This is a genomic window from Vibrio sp. 970, assembly GCF_033339075.1.
Map to the genome: position 1 here is coordinate 1 of NZ_JAWOTW010000717.1, position 541 is coordinate 541.

General features: G+C 47.5%; 1 pseudogene. It reads right to left on the reverse strand.

The features are described from left to right. Positions 1–541 (reverse strand): annotated as a pseudogene (gene vmeU, locus R7Q11_RS28800) (multidrug efflux RND transporter periplasmic adaptor subunit VmeU); the annotation flags it as partial.

Genomic DNA, 541 nt, shown 5'->3' on the forward strand with positions numbered 1-541 from the left:
TAACCATCGATAGAAGTGATACCGGCTTTGATCATGTCGACCATCACGCTCACACTCGTGCCGGGCAGAATCTCTTGCTCTGGTTGAGGCATGGTTAAGTACATCTCATAAGTCTGTGTTTCTGAGTTTGGCTCGCTAGTGTGCTCTAAATAGTCCAGCGCATACGTTGTTGGAATACCAGAGAACGTCGCACGCGGCTTATAACTCATATTTTGTGCGGTTGGGTTCACCATCGCTAACACGTTGTCAGACAATTCGATGCGCACATAAACCACATCGTTTTGATACAAGTTCAGTACAGGTTCGCCAATCGCCACGCGCTCAAAACGCTCTTTGAAAACGTCAGAGACTTTTCCTGCAAACGGGGCAAATAAACGCGTATAGTTCAACTGGTTGGTGGCGTTATAGAAGTTTGCCTCTGCCAGTTCCTTGTTTGCGGTCAGCTCATCCAATTCTGCTTTGGATATCATTTGGCGACCGTGCAGTTCTTCACCACGTTTAAGCTGGCGAATCGCAAGCGTGTATTGCGCTTCAGCATCAT